Origin of the sequence: Clostridium sp. CAG:265, assembly GCF_000436575.1 — a bacterium.
Lineage (GTDB): Bacteria > Bacillota > Clostridia > Clostridiales > Clostridiaceae > Clostridium > Clostridium lentum.
In genome coordinates this window covers 34,306-50,531 of sequence record NZ_FR886580.1, presented here as the reverse complement: position 1 = coordinate 50,531, position 16,226 = coordinate 34,306, and the positions used below count along the sequence as shown (strand labels likewise).

Below are 16,226 nucleotides of genomic sequence, written 5' to 3'. Positions count from 1 at the left end.
AAAACCTTTTATAAGCGGTTTCGGCATTTTGTATAGCTTTTTTTCTAGCTTTAGAACCACAATTATTTATCCAAGAGTATTCATCTAAAACTTTGACTTCATTGTTTATATATTTATCAAAATCATTAGCACTCATAAACACCTGTTTCTTATCAATGAATCCATCTTTGTATTTAGTATATAGTTGATTGTTGGTTGATAAATATTCATTATAAAGCCATCTACAAACTCCAATACTTTGTTCAATCTTTTGTATTTGTTTTGTTGTTGGTTTTATTTCTACTTTGTAGGATTTTAGCAATTTCTTCATCCCCTTCTATCTTCTTTTTGTATTTTCTTAATCCGTAAATTCTACAACTAAAAACATGTAAGATTGAAATTATGTCTTGAACTAATTCTTCTTGTGGCGAAAGTAATTCGTTATTTACAACTATTATTTTTACATTATATTTACTCAAAAATCGCTCAAACCAATCATATCCAAAACGAATAAATCTATCTTTATGAGTTACTATAATAGAATCAACTTTGTTTTCCATACACTCTTCAATAAGTTTATTCCATTTTTTACGATTGTAATTCAATCCACTACCTATATCCTCAATTGTTTCATCTACTATTATCCCTTTTGAAGATGTAAAGTTTAAAAGAAATTCTATCTGATTTTTCAAATCATCTTTTTGCCCATTAGTAGAAACTCTAGTATAGTTCATTAATATCACTCCTTGAGTATATATTAGAACTTTTAAACACGTTTATCAACATTTTTATTAACTATAGTTTTCTCCTTATATGTATTGTATGTGAACTACTCCCACTTTAGAGTTTTGGAGCATTTTGCACACTTAAGTTAAGTTTCACTTTAAATATCTATTAGATTATACTATCTTTCGTGGCTTTTATCAAATATCAGTATTTTTTATTTAAATATGCAAAAAGGCAGAGCTTATAATAGCTCTACCTTTTCTTATTGAAAACTAGTTTTTAGCATCAATCATTGCTTTAACCTTCATAAGTCTTGTTAAAGCACCTCTTTCATTTTCATCAAGTTTCATTCTAATAAACTTAATAGTTTCTTGTAATTGAGGAATTGTCATATACTCAAGAGCATTAACTCTTCTTCTAGTTTTCTCTATTTCATCAGCCATTAGCTGAGTTGATTTTTCCACTTCTGCAAGCTCAAGCAATTTAGGGAATATTGAATATAGCTTCGTAATTGCATCATCAAGCTCTGAAGATGTATTTGCAAAACCATATGGGAATATACCGCCTTCATCATCTTGAAGCTGTCTGTGAAATTCCATTTTTGGAACATTAACGCTCATTACGTTTTTTACTCCTACTTCAACAGAAATGCTATCTTTAGGATAGGCAACTGCTTCCTCTAAAAATTCTGTACTCATTACAGCGCTTGCCATAACGAAATCTTTAAAAGAACCTTCTAATTCTGCTTCCACTTCTTTTCTAAGCTGATTGTTATATTTAACAAGACCTATAAATTGTCTCATTAATTCATCTTGCTTATCCTTTAAAAGCTTATGGCTTCTTGTAGATGTTGCTAATCTCTTTTTAAGCTTAGTCAGCTCCATTCTAGTAGGATTGACATTTAATTTTGCCATATTCTACTCTTCCTCTCCCTTAGGCATATACTTTTCAAGATATTCATCTCTAATTCTCTTAAGCTCTGTTCTTGGAAGTATCTTTAATAACTTCCATCCTAAGTTTAATGTTTCTTCAATAGATCTATTTGTATTAAATCCTTGAGAAACATATTCTTTTTCAAAGGCTTCAGCAAATTTAGCAAATTTCTTATCTGCATCTGATAAAGCTGATTCACCTAAGATTGCTGATAATTCTTTAGCTTGCTTACCTTGAGCATAAGCTGAGAATAATTGGTTCATTGTATCAGCATGATCTTCTCTTGTCTTACCTTTACCAATACCTTTATCTTTAAGTCTTGATAATGATGGTAAAACATCTATTGGAGGCATAACACCTTTCTTATATAATTCTTTAGAAAGGATTATTTGTCCTTCTGTAATGTATCCTGTTAAGTCAGGAATTGGGTGAGTCTTATCTTCTTCTGGCATTGTAAGTATTGGAATTTGAGTGATTGATCCACCTCTTCCAGTGATTCTTCCTGCTCTTTCATATAATGTAGAAAGGTCAGTATATAGGTATCCTGGATATCCTCTTCTACCTGGAACTTCTTTTCTTGCTGCAGATACTTCTCTTAATGCTTCTGCATAGTTAGTGATATCTGTCATAATAACAAGAACGTGCATATCTTTTTCATATGCTAAATATTCAGCAGCTGTTAATGCCATTCTTGGTGTAGAAATTCTTTCAATAGCTGGGTCAGATGCTAAGTTCATAAATAATACTGCATTATCTATAGCACCAGTCTTCTTGAATTCATCAACGAAGAATTGTGATTCTTCAAATGTTATACCGATAGCAGCAAATACAACGGCAAAGTTAGTATCTGAATTTAAAACTTTTGCTTGTCTTGCTATTTGTGCAGCTAATTCTGCATGTGGAAGACCTGATGCAGAGAATACAGGAAGCTTTTGTCCTCTAACTAAAGTGTTTAACCCATCGATAGCTGAAATTCCTGTTTGAATAAACTCAGCTGGGAAGTCTCTTGATACTGGATTAATAGCTTCACCATTGATATCTTTATATGCTTCTGGTATTATTTTTGGACCATTGTCTATTGGGTGACCCATACCATCGAATATTCTTCCTATCATATCTTCAGAAACACCAAGCTCTAATGATCTTCCTAAGAATTTGGCTTTTGTTCCTTTTAAGTTAATTCCTGATGATCCTTCATATAACTGAACTACTGCTCTAGTTCCGTTAACTTCTAGAACCTTACCTCTTCTTTTTTCACCAGTTTGTATTTCAACTTCAACTAGCTCATCGTATTTTACACCGCTAACTCCTTCAACAACCATTAAAGGACCTACAACTTCAGTTACAGTTCTATATTCCTTAAGCATTCAGAACTCCTCCTTTGCTTATTAATTCGTCTATAGCAGATTTAACTTCTACAGCTATTTCATCAGTTCTGCTTATATTTTTCTCTTCTATATATTTTGCTCTAGCAACTTTATCTCTAACTTCTAAGTTTAAGATATCATTTAAATATACACCTGCTTCAAGAGCTCTTTCTGCTTCTTTCTTGAAAAGAATTACTAACTTAAGCATTCTATATTGCTTTTCAAGTGAAGTATAAGTATCTACTTCGTGGAAACTGTTTTGTTGTAAGTAATCTTCTCTAATAGATTTAGCAACTTCAAGTTTTAATCTATCTTGAGCTGATAAAGCATCAATACCGATTAATCTTACGATTTCTTCTAAGCTTGCTTCTTCTTGTAATAAAGCCATAGCTTCCATTCTTAATTCTGACCAGTCTGGAGCAACTTCTCTGTTAAAGTAAGTATCAACTGTATCTGCATATAATGAATAAGAAGATAACCAGTTTATTGCTGGGAAGTGTCTCTTATATGCAAGTTGAGCATCTAATCCCCAGAATACTTTTACTATTCTTAATGTTGATTGAGTAACTGGCTCAGATATATCTCCACCTGGAGGAGAAACGGCACCGATAGCTGTAACAGCTCCTTCTCTACCATCTTTACCTAAACAGATAACTCTACCAGCTCTTTCATAGTATTCAGCAAGTCTTGATCCTAAGTATGCTGGATATCCTTCATCACCTGGCATTTCTTCAAGTCTACCAGACATTTCTCTAAGTGCTTCTGCCCATCTTGAAGTTGAGTCAGCCATGATTGATACTGAGTAACCCATATCTCTAAAGTATTCAGCAATTGTTATACCAGTATAAATTGATGCTTCTCTGGCAGCAACTGGCATGTTAGATGTATTTGCTATAAGAACTGTTCTCTTCATCAAACTTTGACCAGTTTTAGGGTCAATTAGTTCTGGGAATTCATTAAGAACGTCTGTCATTTCGTTTCCACGTTCTCCACATCCAACGTAAACAACTATTTCAGCATCTCCCCATTTAGCAATTTGGTGCTGAGTTACTGTTTTACCAGCTCCGAAAGGTCCTGGTACTGCAGCTGCTCCCCCTTTAGTTACAGGGAAGAATGTATCGATAACTCTTTGACCTGTAGTCATTGGAGCATCTGGTTTTAATTTACTTGCAAAAGGTCTACCTTTTCTTGCAGGCCATTTTTGCATTAACGATAACTCTCTATCACCTTTAGCAGTTTCAACAACACATACAGTACTGTCTACTGTGAAATCTCCGCCTTTTATTGATTTAACTTTACCACTTACTCCGTAAGGAACCATTATTTTATGTAATACTACAGCAGTTTCTTGAACTGTACCTATTACATCACCTGCTTCTACTTCATCGCCTTCTTTTACAGTTGGAACAAATGTCCAAACTTTTTCTCTATTTAATGCATTAACAGCTATCCCTCTAACTAGGAAAGGAGAATTAGCTGCTTTTTCAAAAGCATCTAATGGTCTTTGTATTCCATCGAACATTGATTCTATTAATCCAGGTCCAAGCTCTAAGCTTAATGGTTCTCCTGTTGTTATAACTGGATCTCCTGTTCCGATACCTGTTGTTTCTTCGTAAACTTGGATAGATGCCTTATCTCCTCTCATTTCGATGATTTCACCGATAAGCTTCTTTTCTCCAACCTTAACTACGTCATATATATTAGCTTCTTCCATTCCTTCAGCTACAACTAAAGGTCCAGAAACTTTAATAATTCTTCCGGTCTTCAATTCTCTAACCTGCCTTCCTATAAAATATTCATACCTACAGCTTTTTCCACACTCTCACTAATTCTCTTAGAACCTATATTTAAAGTTCCTTGATTACTTGGAATTAATATTACAGCAGGAAGCAATTGATTATTATAACGTTCAATAGTTTCTTCTATTGTTACAGCAACTTGTTCTGTAACAAATATAACTGCATAATCATTCATAGCCATCTTATCTACTGCTCTTCTTGCTTCGTCTGCTCCAACTACTGGTGCAACATCTACGCCAAGTGCTTTGAAAGCTAAAACTGAGTCTTTATCACCAACAACTCCAATCTTCTTATACATAACTATCACGCAGCCTTTCTCTAATTACTTCCTCAGCAACATTATTAAGCTTACCAACCATTATAATTCTAATTAATTTAATTTCTGTTTCCTTTGCATATATATAAGAAAGAATTCTTTCTGGTCCAAAGGTAACAAATTTTGAATCCTTCATTAGCGCCATTATATAATTATCGCTTAATTTTTCTAATAGGTTTGCTGAATTTGTAGCTATATACCCTTCTAATCCTTCTCTTACTATCTCTGAGTAAACAGAAAAACTTAACTTAGAAATAATATTCTCTGGTGATTCATTGATTATTGATACTAATGTATCTTTATCTATGTATCCACCTGGAACAATAACTTCTTGAGCAAATTCACGACCCTTACCTTGTTTCTTAATTCTTAGTAAAGTCTTGATATTTGTTGAATCAATCATTGCATTTATTATTTTATCAGTAAAACTGTAGTTTAATGATTTTCTTATTTGAACTAATTCTTCAAACATAAACTTATCTACAATTATATCGATTCTTTGTGGATCTTTTGTTGCCTCAAAATCTTCAACTGCTGCCATAACAGCCTTACCTATATTTCCTCTTAAATCACCAAAGCTATCTGAGTCAATTTTTCTTTTTATTTCATTAACATCATCTTTTCCTAAGTGAATTAGAAGATTAGAAAAATCTTTTCCTAAGAATTTACCTTTTAAAAGAACTTTTACATTATGGTAAATATATTTTGTGCTAAATAAATTTACAATATCTTTTACTGGACATAATTCATATACCAGACTATAAACTCTTTGTAATTCAGCACTTAACATTTCCTCATAATCACTTGCTCTTTTTACATTCCCCATAACATTTGCATACTCAGTTTCACCAAGTATTTTTATAACATCATCTGCATTGGGAGCTTCTATCATTCTTTGGATTTTGGCCTTATCAAGGAGTCTTGTTTCTAATACCCATATTCTTGAAAGAGCTTGGGTAAATTGCATTAAATCCATAGCTTACCTCCTTAATTAAATAACACCTTTGCAACTTCAAATTCTAATTGATCTTTTAATGAATCAACAAGAGATTCAAAGGTATTATTAATTTCTACGCCACCTTTTTCTAATATGAAACCACCTCTAAATGAGCCAATAGTTTCACTTATTTTAATTTCACCTTTAAGTCCTTTTGCTTTTAATTCTGCATTAATTTCTGCAACAACTTCTTTTGACACTATTTTGTTACCATCTTCATTTAAGATAAGTGTTTCATCACCATCTATATTTAATGATAAAATAGAATCTTTAATAAATTTAACAAATTCTCTATCATTTAATTTACATAACGTTTCTACACTCTTAGAGAATACTTCTTCAATTACTTCTTGCTTAGCAGCTAATTTTTCATTTCTTGCTTTAAGCTTAGCACCTGAAATTACTCTTTCTTTTTTAGATTTAGCCTCAATTTCAGCTTTTTCTAAAATTTCTTTTTCAAGTTCTTTTGCAGAAGCAACTTTTTTAGAAAGAATCTTATTTTTTTCTTCTTCAGCAGTAGCTAAAATACTTTCCTTTCTTCCTTCAGCATCTCTTAAGATTTTTGAAGTAATATTATTTACTGACATATCCTATATCTCCAATCTTATATCATGTTAACTAACATGAATGATATAACGAATCCTAATAATGCATATGTTTCAACCATTGCTGAAAGTATGATACCTTTTGTGTTGTGTTCTGGCTTCTTAGCTAATATTTGGATACCTGCAGCAGCAACTCTACCTTGAGCGATACCTGAGAATAAACCTGCTATAGCAACTGGTAAACATGCACCGATTAATACTAATCCAGTAGATAAATCCATTCCTGGAGCAAGCTTAGTGTAAGCAACGAAACCAATAACGAAACCATATAAACCTTGAGTACCTGGTAATAATTCTAATACTAACGCCTTACCGAACTTTTCTGGTTCTTCTGTAACTAATCCTGAAGCGGCTTCCCCAACTAAACCAACACCTTTAGCTGAACCTATACCTGCTAAACCAACTGCTAAAGCAACACCAATTGCTCCAAATATCATTCCACCGTTATTATTCATAAAAAATTCTATCCAAGTTTGTACAAATTCCATTTTAATTTCCTCCTAATTTTCCTTTAAATTCATATATTTTTCTGATACTGTAAATGGCTCAAATTGTTTTCCGCCACCTTCGTAGAATTTACCAAAGTATTCTACATATTGTAATCTTGCTGTATGAACATAAGCTCCAAGTAAACTTAATCCTAAGTTAAATATGTGTATTAAAACAAATAATAATGGTATAACTATTATAGCGTACCATCCACTCATTTGAGTAATAAGCATATTGAAAGCTGATGCTATACATCCACCTGATAATCCAAGTGCCATAAGTCTTGAATAAGAAACTAAGTCTCCTACATATCCTGTAATGTTATATAAGTTATATAACCCTTGACCTATTTGCGCACCTTTACTCTTTTCATTTCTACCACCAGAGTAAATTATTAAAAGTGCACCAATAACCATACCAGCTATTGCAATGTATTTAACTACTGTTGGCCACCCTAAAAGTATACAACCAGCAAAAATACCTATTGAAACAAGCTCTATTATCCAAGAACCTACATCAACAATGGCATCAAATGATTTACCCATTTTGCAAAGGTATGAGAACTTAATTATAAGTCCAGCAAATATTTGAACAACACCAAATACAATTGATATTGCTAATATTGTAACAACATCTCTTGTTGGAACTAAAAGTCCTGGTATTGGTAAAATATCACCAAAATATGAACCATAAATCATACCAAATATAATTGTAGGTATACTTACAAATAAACCAAATCTTAAGAAATCTGCTGTTTCTTTTTTTAGTTTTAATGATTTAAGTGCTAATAAACATATTAATAACATTGTTAATCCATATCCTGCATCAGCAACCATCATACCAAAGAATACAAGGTAGAATGGTGTTAAAAACGGAGTTGGATCCCACTCATCATATCTAGGTGTACTATACATTGATGTAACAGATTCAAAAGCAGATACTAGTTTACTATTTCTAAGCTTTACTGGTACCTCTTCAACTTCATCTTCCTTAACATCTTCAAATGTCATATAGTAATCTTCACCTGTAACTTCTTTACAAATTGCACTTAAGGCATTATTGTCTTCAACAGCGCACCATCCTTGAATAGTAACAGTGTTGTTTGTTCTTAAGAAGTTTGTTGATGCTTTTTCTCTAGATACCTTATTGAAGTAATAATCATAAACTAGTTGCATTACCTTAATATCTTCTTCATAAGAAGCTAGTTCTTCCTTCATTAAAAATATCTTTGTCTTTATGTCCTCAATCTTGGCAGATAAATCCATTATTGTTTTTTGAGGAACATCTTTGTAGTCAGTCTTAAATGCACTGAAACCATAATTTCTAATTAAACTTAAAGTTTCATCTGCTTTAGAGCCATCAACTAATATAAGTACATTAGTATCATTACTGTTTCTTGAAACAACTTCTACATAAGCATCTTTTAAAGCAGAGCTTAGCTCTTCTTCATATTGTTTTGCAATACTACCTATGAAATAAGCTGTTTTGTTTAACTCATCTAGATTTTCAAAGGAACAGTCTAGCAATTCCCAAGGTTTTAATATGTCAATTTCACCTTGAAGTTTAACTATTGAATTTTCAAAATCATGTAATTGTTCTTCTTTTTCTTTTACTTTTTCGTAAATAGCAGGCCAATTTGATTTTTCAACCAATTCTTCTAATTCCTCTACAGATAAGCTTTGCCTATCATCTTGTATTGATTGTAATAAAGACTTTTTAGGCATATAGCTATTCAGAAAATCTAGAGATGATTTAGCTTTTGATAAATTTTCTTCATACTCTGAACTATTTGAATCCACTTCATCTTTTGAAAGTTCTTTTAAAACTTCATTTTTTTCAAGTTTTTCTTCATCTTGAAGATTGATAAACTCAACCTTAGAAAATCCTTGTAACTTACGAAGAAGCTCTTTCTTGTGAGATTCAAAAGTAACCAAAGTGAATTTGTTCATCTTAACTATTGCCATGAATCTTCACTATCCTCTCAACAACTATATTAATAGCATTTTCTTTTAATGTAGGTGATAAATTTCTTATACTTTCTTTTTCTTTCTCACCATTTTCTAAAATAGGCTTTGCTTCAACATTTCCAGCTTCTACAGCTTCTTGTATTAACTTATCAGCCTTTGCTCTAGCATCTTTCACAATACTGTCATATTGTTTTTCAGCTTCACTATGAGCATTCAAAATTAACTCCTTAGACGCCTTATTAGCCTCTGATATCATGTCTTCAGCTTGTAACTCTGCTTTCTTTATCTCGTTAATTGCATCTAATGCCAAAATCTCACCACCTTTTCTCGTATTATATAATCAATATTAATACCTTATATAGTATTGATTACTGTTTTAATTATACACAATTTCATGCTTTTATCAACTTATTTTTATGATTTTTCTTTAAAAAGTTGAATTTATCACTTTAATTTTTGTAAATTAAAACTTAAATTAAGTCATTTCCCATCAATAACCAATGCATATTTATTCCCTCTACTTCTATATTATAATATTTATCGAACATATACTTAACTTTCTTAAGTAAATTTAATTTATTATTGAAAATATACTTTTTATATGTATTAGAAAAAGCCACAACTTGAAGCTTTTTCTTAATTATTTTTTATAATACCCTCTTATATCTATAATTAATAGAAAATACTTTAATTATACATTAATAATCTAATATTTCCATATTGCAATTAATTGTTATAAGTAAAATCTTCATTTTTTCTTGCTTTAATGTAATAAATATCTTCCCATACCTTTTCTTCTTCAATATCAAACTGTCCTGATAAAATCTTTCTAGTTTCTTCAATACTAGATGAACTCATAGGATTTAAATTTTTAAATTGAAACTCTTTAATTTTTTCTGACGGAAGAATAACTCTTATTTTATTATTAAATAACTTTCCTATTTCCTTATTAATATCCCATATATAAATGCTTCCTCCACTCTTTATGCTTCTACTTATCTTTTGAAGCAACTTTTCTCTTTGATAATCTCCCCAAATATTGCTTAGGGCAAAGAAAATAGTACAATTATCATAACTTCTTTCTTTAAGCAATTCTGAATTTTCCTCTTCGATATAATCAACTGAAACTTCATCATCGATATCTTTGGCTATATTGTATATAACTCCAAAGCTTTCACCTACATCTAGAACATCCCCCTTTATATTAATATGATTTAAATTTAATACTATAGTTTTTCCCATATTATCCCCTTTATTACACTTAACATTTTACTATTGATTTTTACTATTATTCTGCTCTTTTATAAATATATTATGTTTACCTACTATTAACTTTTTTATCCTATCTTTTTCCCCTTGAATTTTATCATCACAATTAAAACTATAGCTATGATAAATATTATCAGAAATACCCATATAATCTTTGGTAGATTAAAAACTGATAGATTATTTCCGTTTCTCAACTTATATATGCACCCTATACCGCTATCTAAAATATACATGCTGTCTTTATGATATCTTATACTTTTAACCTCACTTCCTTCCGAAAGTCTTATTATTGATTTTGCTACACCTTCACCATTCATGGCATACAATACCTTTTCTTTGTTATCTGCAAATACTATAGTATCTTTACTTAAGCACTTGCCATCTATATCAATAGCCAATCCTTCTAATGCATCAATGGATTTATGTTGATAAATAGGACCATACACCACTTCTGTAGGATGGTTTTTTATTATAAACGTATTAGCTTCCTTTCCTTTTATAAATCTTGGTGAAGTAACAGGATCGCCTCCACTGAAATCTGGCCACCCATACCAGCTCTTTTCTTTTATACTATAGATATAATCTTTATCACCTTCTAAAGGTCTATCTCCTGAATTTTCAATACCTCCTACTATAGCAATTATTTTACCATCACTGGTAACACTATACCCTTTAACATTCCTTATACCTGTAGCATATGTAGCTATTTCATCATCCATAAGGTTAAATGATATTATACTTGCATTGCTAAATTTCCCCTCATTTATGGTTGAATCCTCCTGCACCGACTCTGAATAGTTACAGAATCCTGAAGTTCCACTGTTACCATATTTCCTACCTGATAGAGTCCAATGAAATGATGGTATATCCACTTTCCCTTCTGGACTATCTACTACTCCACTATTGGTGTTGCTACCTATAGATGCGTATAAAACATCTTCTTTAACTAAAAGCTTAATTTCTTTATTAATTCCGTTATTAGGAATATTATTAACTATATCACTAAAAGTTCCATTATCTAAATCATATTTTATAATAGAATTTCCACTAGATATTATTAGATAATTTTTATATACAACAATATCATATATTTTTAATGCATCATTACTAAATAATCTTTCTACTTTATTATCCTCATTTATTCTTTCCACTGAATTATCATAGGCAACATATATATTGCCATCATTATCAAAATCAAAGGAAACGGCATTTAAACAATCCTTATTATTAATTGTCCACTGAATATCATCATATACTATATTAAGTTTGTATTTATCATCTAGATTATATATACCAAAGGATATGGCTACAATAAATGTACTAACTATGAAAAAACTTATAACCTTCTTCATTTCACTCCTCCCATTACTAAATTTATATTTTGTAATTTATAAAATATTCTCATTTAAAGTATATAAAAAGGATTAGTACATGTTCTATATTATATAAAGAAGTTTTTTTATATTTATCATAATCTTTTTAGATAAATATATATTTAACTTATAATATATCTATATATTAGGAGGTTTTTTATGTATTATATTGAAATACTTAAAGCTATATTTCTTGGGATAATCCAAGGAATAACAGAATGGCTACCCATTAGTAGTACAGGTCATATGATTTTAGTAGATCAATTTATCAAACTTAATTTTTCAACTGAATATATTAATACATTTTTAGTAGTTGTGCAGCTAGGCTCCATTTTAGCTGTGGTGATATTATATTTTAATAAGTTAAATCCTTTCTCCCATAGTAAAAATATGCAAGAAAAACAAGAAGCTTGGAATTTATGGATTAAAGTATTAATTGCCGTTATTCCCTCTGGTGTTGTAGGCATATTATTTGAAGATAAAATAGATGAGCTTTTTTTTAATCCTACCACTGTATCTATAACTTTAATTATTTATGGAGTTATCTTTATTTTTCTTGAAAATAGAGATAAAAGACCTACTATCAGTGCTTTTTCTGACTTAAGCTACAAAACAGCCTTTGGCATTGGTATTTTCCAAATACTAGCTTTGATACCTGGAACATCTCGTTCAGGAGCTACTATTATAGGTGCTACCCTTATTGGTGCCTCTCGTTTCATAGCTGCTGAATTTTCCTTTTTCCTAGCAATTCCCACCATGTTTGGTGCAAGTGCTTTGAAACTTATAAAAACCGGCTTTCAATTCAATACTTTTCAGTGGCTAATTTTGCTTATAGGCTCCTTTGTATCATTTATTGTTTCAATATTTGCCATAAAATTTCTTATGGACTATATTAAAAAACATAATTTTAAGTCATTTGGTTATTATAGAATAGTTTTAGGATTATTAGTTCTATTATACTTTTACGTAATAGTAATCTAATTTCTTTAAAAAGTGTAGTAAAACTGCACTTTTTTTATATAAATTCTTAAAAACAATATGTATTCATATTTCCTATATTTTTAGAATAGATATTATTAGTTACGTAAGCATTACTTAATTTTACAGTACTTTTACCATTAATTCTATCATTGTCATCTTTACTTAAAGGAGTGATAACATGGAAAAAGATAATTTTTTTAAAAATTCTTTCTTTTTAACTGCTTCAAATATAAGTACAGGTCTTCTTGGATTTATTTTTTCCATTTATCTTTCTAAGCTAATTGGTGCTGAAGGAATTGGTCTTTATGGAATAATAATGCCTATATATAATTTATTTATCTGTCTTATGACCGCTGGAATCATAGCTGCTATTTCAAAGCTTTCAGCCATATATACATCTAATGGAGAAACAAATAATCTTTTTAAAACTATTGATTCTGTTGCTATCTTTAATATCATATGGTCTTTATTCATTGGTGTCTTTGTATTTTTTCTGGCACCATACATAAGTAGATATGGAGTTAAAGATCTTAGAACACTTAACGCCATCAGAGTAACTTGCCCGGCTATGGTGTTTATATCTCTATCCAATATCCTAAAGGGCTATTTTTATGGGACTTCCAAAATAACTGCTCCTGCCCTTATAGATATTTTAGAAAAAGCTATGAGAATTATTACCATTTCTCTGTTAGTATATATGTTTAAGGCAAAAACATTATCTAGTTTAGTTACTTTAGCATTTGTTTCTTTAGCCATAGGAGAATTACAGAGCCTTATATTACTTTATGTTTATTATAGACATGTAATTAAATCTATTCCCATTTCCAATGCACCTACAGAAAGCAGAGGTCAATTATTATTTAATGTTTTTGTAATTTCTATTCCCTTATGTATTAATGGGTTTTTAACAAATATTTTCTCAACCATTGCAACCTTGATAATTCCTAGAAGACTGGTGGCTGCTGGATTTGAATACTCTATAGCCTTATCTATGATAGGCCGCTTTGTTGGAATGTCACTGACAATTGTCACTTTTCCTATAATTGTGGTGAATTCAATAAATATGTTACTTGTACCAGATTTATCAGAAAGTCTTAGCAGAGGGGAATATTATAACGCCTCAATGCGAATCAAAAAAGTGCTGAAGATAGCCTTCCTCTTAGGAATGGCTACAATGATAATTTGTCAACTTATTCCTAATGATTTAGGAATATTATTTTATAACCGCAATGACTTAGGTCTGTACATTAAAGCTTGTTCAATTGCTGCACCTATTCTTTTTCCTGCTAATACTATGTTCGGTATTCTCAATGGTTTAAATAAACAAGGTATAATACTTAGGAATTCTCTTATAACTTCTTCATTTGAATTAGTAATGCTTTTTTGCCTAACTAGCATTCCTAATATTAACATATTTTCCTATGCAATCACTGTATTCTTTTCATCTATCCTCAGCTTCACTATAAACATCATGGAAATAAGAAAACATATAGATTTAAATTTATCTAAAATGAACATATTAATTTTTTCACTTTTAGGAATTTTAATATTTTTATTTTTTAGAATAATACTAAGTATTATTCAAACTTATTCAGCTTTAATAAAAGTCTTAGTTACAGTTATTGGAGTCTTTGTAATCTTTGCTTACTTAAGTACTTTCGGCTTAGAAGACGATTAAAGTAGGCTCTATTTTTTTCCTTTATTGGTTACTATTTTATAGGTTATTAAATATCACTTTGCATATAATAATACTGCAAAGCAAATTAATGCTTTGACAAAACTTCACTGATAGAGGAGGATCATTTATGACACAAAAATTAGTACCTGAAGCAAAAAACGGTTTAGCTAAATTTAGAAATCAAGTTGCAACTGAAATGGGAGTTCCATTTTCAGATTACAATGGAAATTTAAGTTCAAAACAATGCGGTAGTGTTGGCGGAGAAATGGTTAAGAGAATGGTCCAACAATATGAAGAAGGAATAAAATAAAAACTGAATATTACACAAATTAGAGATAGGATTTAATTCCTATCTCTATTGTTATTGCCTTTGAATTGAAGTTTCAACTTGTGATGTAGTGTCCTTTATAAAGGTTTCTATATCTGATATACCGCCATTTACATATGATTCATATTTTTCCTGAATTATATTTCTTGCAGATTGAGCATTATTAATTGCTGGAGTATAATAAGCATAATTTAATTCTTCTTTAGCCACTGGATATACCTTTCCATATATACTTTCAGTATTATTTAACACATTTTTCATTGTAATGGTTTCTTCAGCTGAATATCTTACTGGAAGATAGCCAGTAGCTACAGCAAACTGTGCTGTATTTTCTGTGTTTGTAGCATATTTAATAAATTCATATGCTGCATATTTTTGTTGCGCTGTGGTATCATTAGTTACAAATAAAGATGCACCTTGCTGAATAACTGCTTTAGATTTAGCTTCAAACTTTGGCACCTCACTAATACCTAAAACAAATGCACCATTAGTCTGTATATGTGATGCTCCTGCTGTTGAGGCTTGATACATAAGTAATTTTTCATTGGAAAATGGCCCTGATAAATAAGTGTCTTCACCTGGTGTTCTAAAATATCCCTTTTCAGTATTATCTTTATAATACTGCATAAATTCTTTAACCCATTCATTATCAACATTAATAGTTCCATCTAATTCAATAAAGTCTTTTCCATCCATTTTTAATGTTGAAATAAAAGCATTAGACCCTGAATCAAAACCAAAACCAGGAATATCTAATTCTTCTTTACTCTTCTTGCATATCTCTGTAAGTTTTTCCATGGTTAAATTATTCAAATCATTCATTGTGTATCCTAAAGTACCTAACAATGTTTCATTGACATAAAGAACTTCTGTTGATTTAGTTAGTGGTATACCATAAATGCTTCCATCATTCCACTGTGATACTTCATCAATAAAAGTTTTAATAAAATCATTATTAATTTCATCTTTCATACCAATTTTATCATTATTGATGTATGGAGTTAAATCAATTATTTTCCCATCTTGAATTAATCCTGTTGCTAAATCTGGATATATATTGATAATTGCTGGCAAGGAATTAGATTGAGCTGCTGCTACAACCTTTTTATTTAAATCTGTTATATTTCCTTGATTTACAGCAGTAACAGTAATTCCTTTACCATTAGTACTATTGAAATCGTCAATAATACTCTGTAGTACTTCCCCTTGACTTCCTGTTAGATAATGCCACAGTTCAATAGAAACTGGTTCATTCACCTCTATAATAATTTCTTCTGTAGTACTGGTAGTATTTTTACAACCTACAAACAATGCCATTGTTGTCACCACTGTTAGCAATGACGCCAAAAATCTTTTTTTCATTTGCTTCACCTCTAATTTAATATATTTTCTCTATTTATTGTGTGTAACTTTAATTTA

The 16,226-nt window shown here is 30.5% G+C and carries 16 protein-coding genes and 1 pseudogene; 3 read left to right on the top strand and 14 right to left on the bottom strand.

Annotation, left to right across the window (positions count from 1 at the left end; all coding sequences use genetic code 11):
• The 13 genes and pseudogenes from Q5O29_RS01290 to Q5O29_RS01230 all read right to left on the bottom strand — a co-directional run.
• Positions 1-310 (bottom strand): helix-turn-helix domain-containing protein (locus Q5O29_RS01290; protein WP_302631551.1); only part of this gene is annotated, 310 nt, incomplete at its 3' end.
• A pseudogene (locus tag Q5O29_RS01285) lies at positions 243-707 on the bottom strand (IS607 family transposase); the annotation flags it as partial. The pseudogene Q5O29_RS01285 and the gene Q5O29_RS01290, both read right to left, overlap by 68 nt.
• Positions 708-977: 270 nt before the next feature.
• Positions 978-1,619 (bottom strand): V-type ATP synthase subunit D, encoded by a 642-nt coding sequence (locus tag Q5O29_RS01280; RefSeq protein WP_022211221.1) that lies wholly within the window; start codon positions 1,617-1,619, stop codon positions 978-980.
• A gap of 3 nt (positions 1,620-1,622) precedes the next feature.
• The gene (locus Q5O29_RS01275; RefSeq protein ID WP_022211220.1) at positions 1,623-3,005 is read right to left on the bottom strand and encodes a V-type ATP synthase subunit B; all 1,383 of its coding nucleotides are present in this window, start codon (positions 3,003-3,005) and stop codon (positions 1,623-1,625) included.
• Positions 2,998-4,773, bottom strand: a complete 1,776-nt coding sequence (locus Q5O29_RS01270; protein ID WP_022211219.1) for a V-type ATP synthase subunit A — start codon at positions 4,771-4,773, stop codon at positions 2,998-3,000. Before Q5O29_RS01270 ends, Q5O29_RS01275 begins: the two co-directional genes overlap by 8 nt.
• 17 nt (positions 4,774-4,790) lie before the next feature.
• A complete protein-coding gene (locus Q5O29_RS01265) occupies positions 4,791-5,102 on the bottom strand; it encodes a V-type ATP synthase subunit F (RefSeq protein WP_186835193.1) in 312 nt (103 codons plus the stop codon).
• Positions 5,095-6,096: a V-type ATP synthase subunit C gene (locus tag Q5O29_RS01260; protein ID WP_022211217.1), complete on the bottom strand. Its 1,002-nt coding sequence runs from the start codon at positions 6,094-6,096 to the stop codon at positions 5,095-5,097. The genes Q5O29_RS01265 and Q5O29_RS01260 overlap by 8 nt, the downstream gene beginning before the upstream one ends.
• A gap of 11 nt (positions 6,097-6,107) precedes the next feature.
• Complete coding sequence (locus tag Q5O29_RS01255) at positions 6,108-6,704, bottom strand: V-type ATP synthase subunit E (RefSeq protein WP_022211216.1); 597 nt, start codon at positions 6,702-6,704, stop codon at positions 6,108-6,110.
• Positions 6,705-6,721: 17 nt separating this feature from the next.
• Positions 6,722-7,210 carry a V-type ATP synthase subunit K gene (locus Q5O29_RS01250; protein ID WP_022211215.1) on the bottom strand — a complete coding sequence of 163 codons (489 nt, stop codon included), beginning with the start codon at positions 7,208-7,210 and terminating at the stop codon, positions 6,722-6,724.
• A gap of 12 nt (positions 7,211-7,222) precedes the next feature.
• Complete coding sequence (locus Q5O29_RS01245; protein ID WP_022211214.1) at positions 7,223-9,175, bottom strand: V-type ATP synthase subunit I; 1,953 nt, start codon at positions 9,173-9,175, stop codon at positions 7,223-7,225.
• Positions 9,162-9,488 carry an ATP synthase archaeal subunit H gene (gene ahaH / locus Q5O29_RS01240; RefSeq protein ID WP_022211213.1) on the bottom strand — a complete coding sequence of 109 codons (327 nt, stop codon included), beginning with the start codon at positions 9,486-9,488 and terminating at the stop codon, positions 9,162-9,164. Before ahaH ends, Q5O29_RS01245 begins: the two co-directional genes overlap by 14 nt.
• A gap of 416 nt (positions 9,489-9,904) precedes the next feature.
• Positions 9,905-10,420, bottom strand: coding sequence for a class I SAM-dependent methyltransferase (locus Q5O29_RS01235; protein ID WP_022211212.1), 516 nt, complete (start codon positions 10,418-10,420; stop codon positions 9,905-9,907).
• 95 nt (positions 10,421-10,515) lie between these two features.
• Positions 10,516-11,799, bottom strand: coding sequence for a hypothetical protein (locus Q5O29_RS01230; RefSeq protein ID WP_022211211.1), 1,284 nt, complete (start codon positions 11,797-11,799; stop codon positions 10,516-10,518).
• Positions 11,800-11,979: 180 nt separating this feature from the next.
• Here Q5O29_RS01230 and Q5O29_RS01225 point away from each other — a divergent pair, with 180 nt between their 5' ends.
• From Q5O29_RS01225 to Q5O29_RS01215, 3 genes are all read left to right on the top strand, one after another.
• Positions 11,980-12,801: an undecaprenyl-diphosphate phosphatase gene (locus Q5O29_RS01225; protein ID WP_022211210.1), complete on the top strand. Its 822-nt coding sequence runs from the start codon at positions 11,980-11,982 to the stop codon at positions 12,799-12,801.
• A gap of 178 nt (positions 12,802-12,979) precedes the next feature.
• The gene (spoVB, locus tag Q5O29_RS01220) at positions 12,980-14,479 is read left to right on the top strand and encodes a stage V sporulation protein B (RefSeq protein ID WP_022211209.1); all 1,500 of its coding nucleotides are present in this window, start codon (positions 12,980-12,982) and stop codon (positions 14,477-14,479) included.
• Between the two features lie 127 nt (positions 14,480-14,606).
• The gene (locus Q5O29_RS01215) at positions 14,607-14,789 is read left to right on the top strand and encodes an alpha/beta-type small acid-soluble spore protein (RefSeq protein WP_022211208.1); all 183 of its coding nucleotides are present in this window, start codon (positions 14,607-14,609) and stop codon (positions 14,787-14,789) included.
• A 51-nt stretch (positions 14,790-14,840) separates the two neighbouring features.
• Here the strand turns inward: Q5O29_RS01215 and Q5O29_RS01210 are convergent, their stop codons facing one another.
• Positions 14,841-16,169, bottom strand: coding sequence for an extracellular solute-binding protein (locus Q5O29_RS01210; RefSeq protein WP_022211207.1), 1,329 nt, complete (start codon positions 16,167-16,169; stop codon positions 14,841-14,843).
• Positions 16,170-16,226 lie beyond the last annotated feature (57 nt).

Excerpts from the sequence above, each read along its gene's own strand:
- Q5O29_RS01280 (WP_022211221.1), bottom strand. The coding sequence starts at position 1,619 with ATGGCAAAATTAAATGTCAATCCTACTAGAATGGAGCTGACTAAGCTT.
- Q5O29_RS01275 (WP_022211220.1), bottom strand. The coding sequence starts at position 3,005 with ATGCTTAAGGAATATAGAACTGTAACTGAAGTTGTAGGTCCTTTAATG.
- Q5O29_RS01265 (WP_186835193.1), bottom strand. The coding sequence starts at position 5,102 with ATGTATAAGAAGATTGGAGTTGTTGGTGATAAAGACTCAGTTTTAGCT.
- Q5O29_RS01260 (WP_022211217.1), bottom strand. The coding sequence starts at position 6,096 with ATGGATTTAATGCAATTTACCCAAGCTCTTTCAAGAATATGGGTATTA.
- Q5O29_RS01255 (WP_022211216.1), bottom strand. The coding sequence starts at position 6,704 with ATGTCAGTAAATAATATTACTTCAAAAATCTTAAGAGATGCTGAAGGA.
- Q5O29_RS01250 (WP_022211215.1), bottom strand. The coding sequence starts at position 7,210 with ATGGAATTTGTACAAACTTGGATAGAATTTTTTATGAATAATAACGGT.
- Q5O29_RS01245 (WP_022211214.1), bottom strand. The coding sequence starts at position 9,175 with ATGGCAATAGTTAAGATGAACAAATTCACTTTGGTTACTTTTGAATCT.
- Q5O29_RS01235 (WP_022211212.1), bottom strand. The coding sequence starts at position 10,420 with ATGGGAAAAACTATAGTATTAAATTTAAATCATATTAATATAAAGGGG.
- Q5O29_RS01230 (WP_022211211.1), bottom strand. The coding sequence starts at position 11,799 with ATGAAGAAGGTTATAAGTTTTTTCATAGTTAGTACATTTATTGTAGCC.
- Q5O29_RS01225 (WP_022211210.1), top strand. The coding sequence starts at position 11,980 with ATGTATTATATTGAAATACTTAAAGCTATATTTCTTGGGATAATCCAA.
- spoVB (WP_022211209.1), top strand. The coding sequence starts at position 12,980 with ATGGAAAAAGATAATTTTTTTAAAAATTCTTTCTTTTTAACTGCTTCA.
- Q5O29_RS01215 (WP_022211208.1), top strand. The coding sequence starts at position 14,607 with ATGACACAAAAATTAGTACCTGAAGCAAAAAACGGTTTAGCTAAATTT.
- Q5O29_RS01210 (WP_022211207.1), bottom strand. The coding sequence starts at position 16,169 with ATGAAAAAAAGATTTTTGGCGTCATTGCTAACAGTGGTGACAACAATG.